Consider the following 12,224-nt stretch of genomic DNA (forward strand, 5'->3'; position numbering starts at 1 on the left):
GTAAATTGAAAAGAAAGTGTGCTAAAGAAGCCTTAAATTATATTAAAGATAAATCTATTATTGGTCTTGGAGGAGGTACTACTATTTCTTATTTAGTTTCTTATATAAGAGAAGCTGAACTTGATGTTAAAGTTGTTACACCATCATTTCAAACTGAAAAATTATGTATTGAAAATGGACTAGTAGTATTACCAACTTGGTCTGTTGACTCAATATCAGTTGCATTTGATGGTTGTGACGAAATAGATAAAGATCTAAATGCATTGAAAAGTGGAGGAGGAATCCATACAAAAGAAAAAATAATAGCAAGTATGGCTGATGAGTATATTTTACTAGTAGATGAAAGTAAAGTCTCTAACAATCTTGAGTTTAAATATCCTGTTGTTTTAGAAATAATACCTGAAAGTAAGTCTATAGTTGAAAAAGAAGTTAAGAAATTAGGGGGAAACCCTAAATTAAGAGTAAGTAATTCAAAAGATGGGATTACAATTAGTGATAATGGATTATTTCTTATGGATGTTAAATTTAATAAAGAAGATATTATTGATATTTCTGTATTAAATGATAAGCTAAAAAAAATAGTAGGAGTTCTAGATACTTCACTATTTTATAATATAGTTACAAAAGCACTAGTAGTTGGTGAAAATGGAGTTAGATTAATTGAAAGTAAAAGGTAGGGTATGTATTATGAATGAAAATTTTAAAGTATTAAGCAATGGTGTTAAAATGCCTTCTATTGGATTTGGAACATATAAATCTGGAAATGATAAAGAAACTGCGAAGATTATAAAATATGCTTTAAAGATAGGGTATAGGCAAATTGATACTGCTTCTTTTTATGGTAATGAAGTGGGTATTGGAAATGGAATAAAAGAAAGTGGAATTAATAGAGAAGATATTTTCCTTGTTACAAAGCTTTGGAATGATGATCATGGATATGATAAAACTATTGAAGCCTTTAATAAATCATTAGAAAGATTACAAGTTGATTATATAGATTTATATCTTGTACATTGGCCAAATAAACTAAATTTAGAAACTTGGAAGGCATTTGAATATCTTTATAAAACAGGCAAAGTAAAATCAATTGGAGTTTGTAATTTTAAAATTGGTCATTTAGAAGAATTGAAAAAAACAGCTCAAATAATGCCTATGGTAAATCAAATTGAAATTCATCCTCAAAGTTCAAAAAACGATATGTTAAGTTATTGTGAAGAGAATAATATTCAACTTGTTGCATGGAGTCCTATAATGAGAGGAAAATTATTCTCTAATGAATTAATGATAGGACTGGCCGAAAAATACAAAAAAACAATAGCTCAAATAATATTAAGGTGGCACGTGCAAAGAGGAGTAATTCCTATACCAAAGTCATCTAATGAAGAAAGAATAAAAGAAAATCTAAATATTTTTGATTTTGAACTTTCTAATGATGATATAAGAACTATAGATTTATTAAATGAAGGAGATAATGTATCTGTGAGCGGAGTACCTGAAAATACAACATATCTTAAGTTTTAATAAAATTTTAAGATAGTATTACAGAACTAATAAATAGTAAAAAGAACAAAATATAAATTTGTATAAACACATACGTATAATGGATAACTAATATTATTTTATATAGGGAATTTTATTATACATATGTGTTTTTTTATAATTAAATTTAAGAATAATTTTCTTAAATTATTATATATTGACATATATTTATAATGCATATATACTTATATATAATAGGTAGTTTTTAAAACTACATGATTAAGTTTGATATACTAGGAGGATTAATATATGAAATTAAATTCATTAAAAATAGGAGATTTAATTGCAAAAGTACCAATAATACAAGGGGGAATGGGAGTAGGTGTAAGTTTATCTTCACTTGCAGGAGCTGTAGCAAAAGAAGGAGCAATAGGAGTAATATCAGCTGCACAACCAGGGTATTTAGAGTCTGATTTTGGAATAGATTCTTTAAAGGCTAATATAAGAGCCTTAGGAAAACATATTAAGAGAGCTAAGTCTATATCAAATAATGGAATAATAGGTGTTAACATTATGTGGGCAACACGAAATTATGAAGATTATGTAAAGTGTGCTATAGATAATGGTGCAGATTTAATTATATCTGGTGCAGGATTACCAACTGATTTACCTAAATTCACAGAAGGATCAAATATAAAACTGGCCCCAATAGTATCACCCCCAAAGTCAGCTAGTGTTATTCTTAAAATGTGGGATAGACGTTATGGAAGAACTGCAGATATGGTAATCATAGAAGGACCAAAGGCTGGTGGACATTTAGGATTTTCTAATGATAGCATATTAGAATATGTGTCTAAAGGATATGATAAAGAAGTTCTTGAAATAATAGATATTGTTAAAGAGTATGAAGAAAAATATAATAAAAAGATTCCAGTAGTATTTGCTGGTGGAGTTTATGATAGAAATGATATAGAGCATTATATTAGCTTAGGATGTTCAGGAGTTCAAATGGCAACGAGATTTGTTGCTACTGAAGAATGCGATGCACATATAAACTTTAAAATGGCGTATATAAATTCTAAAAAAGAGGATATAATGATTGTGAAAAGTCCAGTTGGTATGCCAGGGCGTGCTATAAGTAATAAGTTTATGGAAGAAAGAAAGTTAACAAATGAAAAGATCAATAAGTGCTATAAGTGTTTAAAGAAATGTGATATGGCTACTATACCATATTGTATAACTGGTGCATTAGTCCGTGCAGTAAAAGGCGATGTAGAAAATTCACTAGTATTTTGTGGAGAAAATGCTTATAGACTAGATAAAATTACTACTGTTAAAGAGTTGATTCAAGAGTTGGCATATTAGTAAAACAAATATATTAAAAAAGAGTTGAAATTCAACTCTTTTTTTAAAATTATCTGTTGAAGATGTTGACATAAATTTAATTATGATGTTAGAATAATTTTAGTTAAGGAACGGGGAAGTATATTCTATATTTGGGTACCTGGAATATATGGAGTTATTGGTACAACCGACTGATTGTTATCAGTCGGTTTTTTTTATAAAAAATATTATTAAGGTGGTGTTAACGCAAGGAATTTATAATCCTTGGAAATGTTTTCAAAAATAAACTATGTAGGTTTTGAGATATAGATTTTGGGAGAATAATTATGTTAAATAAGATATTCATTAAAAATTAGTTATTTACGCCAGGAGGAGATATTAGTGAAAGATAAATTTCAGATTAATCGTAAATTGATTATTATAGCTATTATTTTTATGTTTATATTTATAGTGGCAAGCACTGCTTTAATAAATATTATTCTAGATAATGATGTTAAATTAACTAGTGATGTTCATTTTAAGCAAGCTACCCTTCAACTAGAAAAAGATATAAGTCTTCTAAGATCAACAACTGAAAAAATATCAGAAAATGATAAAATTATAGAAATTTTTGCTAATAATCCATCTTTTGATCAATTAGATAATGAAGAAAAATCTATTATAATGGAGCAAATTAATTTATATGAACAAAATTTAGAATCATCAAAGTTTGTAGATACAATTAATTTAATAAATTTATCTGGAGATTATTTATTTTCTAAAGGTATGACTTACAATAATTTTAAATTAACTGATAGACCATGGTTTAAGGAAGAGTATTTATCATTAAATGAACATAATTTTATAACAGAAATGCATAAAGATTTTAGTACTGGGAAGGATACCATAGCAATTGTTTCCTTTATCTATACAGAAGATAAGACAGAATTGTTAGGGGCTGCTGTATTAGATATGTTTGTAGAAGATCTATTAAGTGGTTTAGAATCAAACTTTTATATAGGAGATTTACAAGCAATTGCAACGAAGGAGCAGAATGTAGATAAATTAATTGAGGAAAATAATAACAACAATAAATACTATATTAAATACGCAAATAATATACTATCTAATGGAAATGGAATTTTATTTTTATTTGACAAGGATTCTATAAAAAATGATTCTTTAGTAAAACCTCTTTTAATTGCTACTAAAATAATAGTAATTTTAGTTGGATTAATTATATCAATTAGTTTAATCATTAGTATTAAAGTTGCTTTTAGACCTGCATTACAATCAATAGACAAATTAAAAAAATTAATGGGGAATTTAAGTGATACTGATGATAATGTTTCTTTAGATAATATGGATGAATTTAAACAGTTAGAAGTTATTTCAGCTGGATTAGGAAAATCATTTGATAATAAAATACAATCTCTTATTTATCATGATACATTAACAGGGTTGGCTAATAGGAAGAAATTAACTTCAATTTGTAAAGAGTTAATAGAAAAAAATAAAGAATTCGCATTAATATTTATTGATTTAAATAAATTTAAAAAAGTTAATGATATATTTGGTCATTCTGTAGGTGATCAACTATTAGTTACTTTTAGCAATATTATAAAAGAAACATTAGGTGAAAAGGGAGAATTAATAAGATATTCAGGTGATGAATTTATAATTATTTATAAAGATTTCAAAGGTGATTCACAGTTTATAGATTATTACGAAAATGAAATAATACCTAAATTTAAAGATCCTATAGAAATTCAAGAAGGCATAAAAATAACTATCGAATTTTCCAGTGGTATAGCTGTATATCCTAGAGATGGTGGAAATCTTGAGGATTTAATAAATAAAAGTGATTTTATGATGTATACAAGTAAGAGCAATAATACCCCATATAAATTATTATTTTTTAATGATAATATATATAGAAATATGATATACATAGAAACACTAAAAAATCAATTAAAGCATTCCATAGAAAATAATGAGTTGATTATCAAATATCAACCTATATTTGATAAAAATAAGTACATAGTAAAAGCAGAGGCTTTAATAAGATGGAATAATAAAGTTTTAGGGATGATAAGGCCTGATAATTTTATTCATTATGCAGAAGAAACTAGAGAAATTATTCCTATAGGATATTGGATTATTGAAAGTGTATGTAAATTTATTAATAAAAATCAATTAAAAATATCTATTGGAATTAATGTATCTCCAATTCAATTATTAGAGCTTGATTTTATTGAAAAAGTAACAAAAATTTTAAATAAATATAATATAGAGCCAAATAAAATTTATTTTGAAATAACAGAATCAGTTCTTTTAGAGGATAGTGAAATAGTTAAAAATAATATTTTAAGTTTGCGTAAATTAGGAATTGCTATAGCACTAGATGATTTTGGAACAGGATATGCTTCTTTTAGTTATTTAAAAAAATATAAATTAGATATTTTAAAAATAGATAAATTATTTATAGATAATGCATCTGATAATGAATTTGTAATTGTTGGTTATATAAAGAGAATTTCTAATTTATTAAATATGAAAGTAGTAATTGAAGGAGTAGAAACTGAAGATCAATTTAATGAACTTAAAAATATAGGGTGTAACTTCTTCCAAGGATACTATTTGTCAAAGGTATTAGAAGAAGATGAATTATTAAAATTATTATAAATAAAGTAAGTGAGAGTATTAATGAATTAAACTCAATAATACTCTCATTTTTATTCTTTGATAAAAGTTTTTTGTTTTAAAATGATCATAATAGAAATCTTGGTAGCTGTAGTATTTAAAATATTATATAATAAATACAAGCTATATTTTAAAATATTTAGAAACTTTAAAGTTAAGGGGGAATGTTAAATTATGAGTTATAATAAAGTTTTAGAAAATGCTAGAAATTGTATTGGTGATTATTGTAAGGCTTGTACAGAATGTAATGGTAGAGTCTGTAGAAACACAATGCCAGGTCCAGGAGCTAAGGGGATTGGAGATACAGCAATTCGTAATTATGATAAGTGGAAAGAAATACGTATCAATATGGATACATTAACTGAAAGCAAACCTATAGATATGAGTATAGATTTATTTGGTAAGAAATTTAAGTATCCATTTTTTGCAGGACCAGTAGGGGCAGTTAATTTACATTATGGAGATAAATATAATGACGTGTCATACAATAATATTTTAGTATCAGCATGTGCTAATTATGGTATACTAGCTTTTACAGGAGATGGAATTAACCCAGAAGTTATGAAATCTGCTACTACATCAATAAAAACTGTTGGTGGGTTAGGAATTCCAACTATTAAGCCCTGGAATCTTGATACTATAAAAGAGAAAATGCAGTTAGTTAAAGATAGTGGAGCTATTGCAGTTGCAATGGATATTGATGCTGCAGGACTTCCATTTTTAAAGAATATGAATCCACCAGCTGGTGCAAAATCAGTAGAAGAACTTAAGGAAATAATAAAACTTTCAAATCTTCCTTTCATTGTTAAGGGGATTATGACAGTGAAGGGAGCATTAAAGGCTAAGGAAGCTGGAGCAGATGCAATAGTAGTTTCTAATCATGGGGGAAGAGTATTAGATCAATGTCCAGCAACAGCAGAAGTTCTTGCAGATATTGTTGATGCTGTTGGAGATTCAATGAAGATTTTCGTTGATGGTGGTATACGATCTGGTGTAGATATATTTAAGGCATTAGCATTAGGTGCAGATGGGGTTCTTATCTGCAGAACATTTGTTACTGCACTTTATGGTGGTGAGGCAGAAGGTATTAAAACATATATTGATAAGCTAGCTTCTGAACTTGAAGATACAATGTCCATGTGTGGTGCTTATTCACTTAATGATATATCTAGGGATATGATAAGAAAATAAAGCTATATTTATATTATAAATAATAAAGAGTTTATAAAAGAAGTATCATCAAATCCTCTTAATTTGATGATACTTCTTTTATAATTATAGTTTAATAGGAAATAATACATCTTTTAATGTTACTATAATCATAACTCCCATTAAAATAATAAATCCTACATAGTTTGCAGCACCAACAATTTTATCAGGAAGTTTTCTTCTTGTTATTATCTCGATAATAGTAACAGTTGCCCATCCTCCATCTAATGCTGGAAAAGGTAATAAATTGAATACAGCTAAATTAACACTAATAAAACCTAATAAATATCCAAGAGACACTAGACCATTTTTAGCAGCTTGAGTTGACATTCTTATTATAGTAATAGGTCCACCCACATCAGTTTTTAAATTTACATTCCCTGAAACAATAAGTTTAAGACTTTTAAAAGTTTGATTAATTAAAGAAGCTGTTTCTTTAATTGATTGTTTTATTGATTGAATAATAGTAGGCTCTTTAATAGCACTATAATAAAATCCAATATGGTAAACTTTATTACCGTTTTTTTCAATCAACTCAGGAGTAAGAGTAATTTCTATCCTTTCACCATTTCTGTTTATTAATAAATTTATAGGATTACCATTAGAAAGTTGAATCGCCATAGTGACATCTGTAGGAGTATAAACCTTGTCTCCATCTATCTTTATAATCTCATCATTAATTTGTAATCCTGAATTAATAGCAGGTGAGTTCTCAGATAGCTTACTGATTTTTAACTCATTAAATCCTCTATGTGAAATAATCATGCTGAATACTATAATTGCAAAAATAATATTCATTATGGCACCAGCTAATATAATTGAAATCTTTCTTAGTGGAGTAGTATTTGAAAAACTTCTTTCATCATCTACAACTTCTTCTTCACCTAATAAACTAACAAACCCTCCAATAGGAAAAAGTCTTAATGAGTATCTTGTTTCTTTACCTTTTCTTGAAAATATCTCTGGCCCCATCCCAACTGAAAATTCTTCAACCTTTATTCCATTTACCTTTGCCATAATAAAATGACCAAGTTCGTGAACAATCACTAATAAACTAAAACCAAGTATAGCTATAATAATATACATATTTTCCTCCTTAATTAATTATGTATACTTAATTGTTATTCTTTATCTAAAGAAAAAATTACTTATTAATTAATATTATAAAAGGATAAATTGGTATATTATATAATATAAGCTTAATTATAAAAGAAGTATGATTTACAATACTAAAATAATAAATTTATTTTAATATCTTAAATTATGTTTACATAATATTCTTTAAGATTTACAGTTATTGATTTATCAGGTAATTTCTCGGTGATTATTCCATAAAAATCAAGTAAATTAGAAAATTTAAATGAACCATTTTTTTTAAATTTTTCATTTAAAGCAACTAAAAATAACTTATCTGAAATATTAGTAATTGCTTTCTTAGTAGCAGCATCTTCTGAAAGTGAAGTACTTATAGTTCCATCTCTAAGATCAATTCCTGTACATCCTAAAAATGCTTTATTACATCTATAATTATTTATTTGCTCAATAGCATGAGATCCAATACTACCACCAACATATGAATTATAATCTCCACCAATAAAAATAAATTTTGTAATAGAGTCAGAAGTAATTAATGACGCTATTTCAAACATATTAGTAATTACAGTTAATTGCTTATTATCTTCTACAATTAACTTTGCAATCATAAAAGAAGTAGTAGAGGAGTCTAAAAAAATGGTGTCATTATTATCTAATTCATCAAAAGCTTTTTTAGCTATTATATTTTTTAATTCTATATTCTCACTAATACGATTATTAAAAGTCTTTATTTTAATAGCACTATTATCTATATTAATGGCACCACCATAAGTTCTCTGAAGTAAATTTTTTCTCTCTAATACCTTTAAATCTTTTCTAATCATACTTTCACTTACTTTAAACTCTTTACTTAGATCTTTTACAAATATTTTTCCATCTTTATCTAATAGATCTAATATATACTTATGACGTTCTTCAGTAAACATTTTAAATCTCCTTTAATTTCACTTCTTATTTATTCCCATTTTATTATATTGTTTATATTAAGTCAATTGACAACAAGGAAGTAGTGGGATAAAATAAGAAAGATTAGGAATGGAGGGGATTTAATGAAAAAAGCTATATTTTTTGATATTGATGGAACATTATTAGATTACTTTGGTGGAATAGTTGATATTACACCAAGAGTTAAAGAAGCAATTCGTTCTCTTCAAAAAGAAGGTCATTATGTATTTATTTCAACTGGAAGACCATATGCATTTTTAAATAAATCAATCTTAGATTTTGGATTTGATGGTTATATTTTAGCAAATGGAGCTCATGTAATTATAAATAATGAAACAATATATAGTGAGCATATAGATATTGAATTTGTAAAGAATTTAGTGAAAGAATTAGAAGAACTTAATATTCAATATATATTAGAAGGTGAATACTATTCTTATATGAAAAAAAACTTCAAAGAATTTTATGAATTTTATGATACAGTAGGTGTTTCTAAAGAATTAATAAAAGATGAATTTTCTTTAGATGAAATCAAAACTTATAAAATTGAAATGATGTGTCCAAATGATGAAGTTGTTAATTCATGTTTAGAAATAGTTCAAAGAAATGAAGAATATGACTATGTTAACAGTATTGCTTTAAAGTCATTTGAATTATATTCAAAGAAAAACACAAAAGCAACAGGAATACTTAAAGTTTTAGAACATCTTAATATTGATATTGAAAATAGCTATGCTTTTGGTGATGGTAAAAATGATATAGAAATGCTTTCAACAGTAGCATGTGGTATAGCCATGGGAAATGCAGAAGATGAAGTTAAAAAATATGCTAGTAAAATTACCGATACAGTACATAATGATGGCGTTGCGATTGGTATAGAAGAATTTATTTTTAATATTTAAAAAACTTCTTTCTATAAATTTACTAATAAATCAATGTGAAAAAATATTAATTATATAAAAAGTACTTTTATTACTTAAAATTTATATTAAATTTAAGTATATATAAGTACTTTTTTATTATAATTTTAATATTAATTCCATAATATATCAGGTGGCATAACTTCTAATATATTATTTAATATATCTATTAAAGTTTCAGGTTTTACATTCGATGATGACAATAATTGTTTAAATTTTTTACTTCCTTTTTGTCCTTGAAATAAACTTTGAAGTGGAGCAGCTAAAGCATGTACATTACTACCTTTTTCAAGCTCCTCAAGAACATATGGTATATATCTTTTTATAACTTCTCCACGTGAAATTGATTCAGTACTTTTATTTTTATTATTAATTTTATTTAAATTGGCCAAAAGATAACAATCTTCATATGCAGCTCTTCCAATCATTACTCCATCAACTTTTGTTAATGCATCTTCAATGCTTTCTAAACTTTTAAATCCACCATTTATCTCTATATTTAAATAGCTAAAGTCTTGTTTCAGTTTATAAACTATATCATAATCCAAAGGTGGAATTTCTCTATTATCTTTAGGACTTAACCCTTTTAATATAGCTGAACGTGCATGAACAGTATATCTATCAGGTTGTGCTTTAGATACTGTTTCTAAAAAATCTAGTAAATCTTCATAACCTCTCATTATAATTTTATTGTTTTTATTATCAATTACTCCAGTACCATCAATTCCAATTCTATGCTTTATTGTTATTGGCTTACTTGTTGCCTCTTTCATTGCTGATAATATTTCATAGACAAGATTCTTATCTGACATTAGAGCTGCCCCCATAAGATTTCCTGATACTCTATCAGAAGGACATCCACAATTTAAATTTATTTCTGAATAGTTATATTTTTCAGCAAGCTTAACTGCTTTATAAGCATCTTCTGGATTTGAAGCAGCTATTTGGAGAGCAACATTTCCTTCATCTTCTCTAAAATAAAGAATTTTATCTAAATCTCCATTAATTATCGCTTGTGCAGTTACCATTTCTGAATAAAGAAGAGCTTCTTTATTCATTATTCTACAAAAATATCTAAAATGTCTATGTGATTTATCTACCATAGGTGCAATACTTATTTTAGGTGTTTTTATATTAGAAATATACTTTTCCATCTTTTGTATCCTTTCAATTTAAAGAAATTTATTATGATTTATTATAGCATATAAAAGTTTAATTAATTATATAAATTAGATGCTTTTTTAACATAAATTAATATAAGATATAGATTTTATTACCATTTTAAGTGTATAATTAAAATATACATAATAAAATATAATTTAAGTATCTTCTTACTATAAAAGGGAGGAAACCTATGAAAAGGATTATATTATTAATTTTAGTTGTTTTAGCAAACTTATTTCTTATAGGTTGTGTAGAATCTAAAGTTTATTTAAACAAAAATAATGAAGAATTAAAGGATATTAATAAAGAAGAATTAGAAAGTATAGTTGATGAATACAGCTCTTATGTTATAGATGAAATTTATGTTGCAGACACGAAAATAGTTGGTTTTTCAACTGATAATACTCAAGGTGTTTTTGTATATGAAAAGGATAATGAAGGGAACTATGTATTAAATCAAGCTAATAAATTGGATATACCTATAGATGGCTTAGGAATTTCAAATTACAGAATAATTTATCAAAATTATAACGATATAACTAATGCTAAGTATGGCTATATTGTGATATCCAATGGTAAAAAAGTTTCTAGGGTTGAAATTACAATAAATGATGTCTATAAATATAATGCAAATTTAGAAATTGGAAAAGAATCTATGGTTTTAATAAAAGAAAATTTAACTGATGATGAAAGTGCAGGCATTCGTTTAGATGTAAAATATTTTGATGAGAATAATAATGAATTACTTCAATAAATAAAGTATTATATTTATTGGACAATCTATATGGTATTTATGGGGGAATATTATGACGAAAATAACAAAGAAAAGTAGTTCTTTCTTACAACTTTTCTACGATTGGATTATTCCAATTATTTGTGCTATTATTTTAGCATTTTTAATTAATAAATTCTTACTATTTCAAATTCAGATTCCAAGTGAGTCAATGGTTCCTACTTTAGAAGTAGGGGATAGATTATTTGCAAGTAGGATATATAATGAAGAAACTCTTAATAGAGGGGATTTAATAATTTTTTATTCTAAGGAAAAAGATGAGTTAATGATAAAGAGATTAATTGGTTTACCAAATGATAATATTATAATAGATAATGGTATTGTTAGCGTAAATGGTGAAGTTTTAAATGAAGATTATATTCAAAATCAAGATTATTTTACTGGAGAATATACTGTACCAGATGGAAAATATTTTTTTCTAGGAGATAATAGAGGAAATTCATTTGATTCTAGATATTGGACAAATAAATATATAGATTTTAGTGATATAAATGGAAGAGCATTTATAAAAATATTTCCATTTAAAGATTTTGGATTTATAAATTGAGTAAGTAATTAAAAAGGGGCTGTCGCACTAAATAATTAGTGCGACA

Annotated in this window: 11 protein-coding genes and 1 riboswitch; of the genes, 8 read left to right on the forward strand and 3 right to left on the reverse strand. The window is 26.0% G+C overall.

What is annotated here, in order from left to right:
• Positions 1-5 precede the first annotated feature (5 nt).
• The 5 genes from rpiA (at position 6) to EJJ37_RS09585 (ending at position 6,696) form a co-directional block, all read left to right on the forward strand.
• Positions 6-677 (forward strand): ribose 5-phosphate isomerase A, encoded by a 672-nt coding sequence (rpiA, locus tag EJJ37_RS09565; RefSeq protein WP_133015355.1) that lies wholly within the window; start codon positions 6-8, stop codon positions 675-677.
• A gap of 10 nt (positions 678-687) precedes the next feature.
• Complete coding sequence (locus EJJ37_RS09570) at positions 688-1,521, forward strand: aldo/keto reductase (protein ID WP_133015356.1); 834 nt, start codon at positions 688-690, stop codon at positions 1,519-1,521.
• A 267-nt stretch (positions 1,522-1,788) separates the two neighbouring features.
• Positions 1,789-2,844, forward strand: a complete 1,056-nt coding sequence (locus tag EJJ37_RS09575; RefSeq protein WP_133015357.1) for an NAD(P)H-dependent flavin oxidoreductase — start codon at positions 1,789-1,791, stop codon at positions 2,842-2,844.
• A 97-nt stretch (positions 2,845-2,941) separates the two neighbouring features.
• Positions 2,942-3,024, forward strand: a riboswitch (cyclic di-GMP riboswitch).
• Positions 3,025-3,204: 180 nt separating this feature from the next.
• Positions 3,205-5,487 (forward strand): bifunctional diguanylate cyclase/phosphodiesterase, encoded by a 2,283-nt coding sequence (locus tag EJJ37_RS09580; protein ID WP_133015358.1) that lies wholly within the window; start codon positions 3,205-3,207, stop codon positions 5,485-5,487.
• Between the two features lie 192 nt (positions 5,488-5,679).
• Entirely contained in the window at positions 5,680-6,696 is a 1,017-nt protein-coding gene (locus tag EJJ37_RS09585) for an alpha-hydroxy-acid oxidizing protein (RefSeq protein WP_133015359.1), read from the forward strand.
• 84 nt (positions 6,697-6,780) lie between these two features.
• On the opposite strand, the gene EJJ37_RS09590 is transcribed toward EJJ37_RS09585, so the two are convergent.
• Both EJJ37_RS09590 and EJJ37_RS09595 read right to left on the reverse strand, forming a co-directional pair.
• Positions 6,781-7,800, reverse strand: coding sequence for a M50 family metallopeptidase (locus tag EJJ37_RS09590; RefSeq protein WP_133015360.1), 1,020 nt, complete (start codon positions 7,798-7,800; stop codon positions 6,781-6,783).
• Between the two features lie 170 nt (positions 7,801-7,970).
• Positions 7,971-8,735, reverse strand: a complete 765-nt coding sequence (locus EJJ37_RS09595) for a DeoR/GlpR family DNA-binding transcription regulator (RefSeq protein ID WP_133015361.1) — start codon at positions 8,733-8,735, stop codon at positions 7,971-7,973.
• A gap of 123 nt (positions 8,736-8,858) precedes the next feature.
• On the opposite strand from EJJ37_RS09595, the gene EJJ37_RS09600 reads away from it, so the two are divergent.
• Positions 8,859-9,656 carry an HAD family hydrolase gene (locus EJJ37_RS09600; protein ID WP_133015362.1) on the forward strand — a complete coding sequence of 266 codons (798 nt, stop codon included), beginning with the start codon at positions 8,859-8,861 and terminating at the stop codon, positions 9,654-9,656.
• A gap of 131 nt (positions 9,657-9,787) precedes the next feature.
• On the opposite strand, the gene dusA is transcribed toward EJJ37_RS09600, so the two are convergent.
• A complete protein-coding gene (gene dusA / locus EJJ37_RS09605; RefSeq protein WP_133015363.1) occupies positions 9,788-10,828 on the reverse strand; it encodes a tRNA dihydrouridine(20/20a) synthase DusA in 1,041 nt (346 codons plus the stop codon).
• 200 nt (positions 10,829-11,028) lie between these two features.
• Here dusA and EJJ37_RS09610 point away from each other — a divergent pair, with 200 nt between their 5' ends.
• Both EJJ37_RS09610 and lepB read left to right on the forward strand, forming a co-directional pair.
• Entirely contained in the window at positions 11,029-11,592 is a 564-nt protein-coding gene (locus EJJ37_RS09610; protein WP_133015364.1) for a hypothetical protein, read from the forward strand.
• Between the two features lie 52 nt (positions 11,593-11,644).
• Entirely contained in the window at positions 11,645-12,178 is a 534-nt protein-coding gene (gene lepB, locus EJJ37_RS09615) for a signal peptidase I (RefSeq protein ID WP_133015365.1), read from the forward strand.
• Positions 12,179-12,224 lie beyond the last annotated feature (46 nt).

It is taken from the genome of Clostridium cuniculi, assembly GCF_004353185.1.
Lineage (GTDB): Bacteria > Bacillota > Clostridia > Clostridiales > Clostridiaceae > Clostridium > Clostridium cuniculi.

Excerpts from the sequence above, each read along its gene's own strand:
- EJJ37_RS09570 (WP_133015356.1), top strand. The coding sequence starts at position 688 with ATGAATGAAAATTTTAAAGTATTAAGCAATGGTGTTAAAATGCCTTCT.
- EJJ37_RS09575 (WP_133015357.1), top strand. The coding sequence starts at position 1,789 with ATGAAATTAAATTCATTAAAAATAGGAGATTTAATTGCAAAAGTACCA.
- EJJ37_RS09585 (WP_133015359.1), top strand. The coding sequence starts at position 5,680 with ATGAGTTATAATAAAGTTTTAGAAAATGCTAGAAATTGTATTGGTGAT.
- EJJ37_RS09590 (WP_133015360.1), bottom strand. The coding sequence starts at position 7,800 with ATGTATATTATTATAGCTATACTTGGTTTTAGTTTATTAGTGATTGTT.
- EJJ37_RS09595 (WP_133015361.1), bottom strand. The coding sequence starts at position 8,735 with ATGTTTACTGAAGAACGTCATAAGTATATATTAGATCTATTAGATAAA.
- EJJ37_RS09600 (WP_133015362.1), top strand. The coding sequence starts at position 8,859 with ATGAAAAAAGCTATATTTTTTGATATTGATGGAACATTATTAGATTAC.
- dusA (WP_133015363.1), bottom strand. The coding sequence starts at position 10,828 with ATGGAAAAGTATATTTCTAATATAAAAACACCTAAAATAAGTATTGCA.
- EJJ37_RS09610 (WP_133015364.1), top strand. The coding sequence starts at position 11,029 with ATGAAAAGGATTATATTATTAATTTTAGTTGTTTTAGCAAACTTATTT.
- lepB (WP_133015365.1), top strand. The coding sequence starts at position 11,645 with ATGACGAAAATAACAAAGAAAAGTAGTTCTTTCTTACAACTTTTCTAC.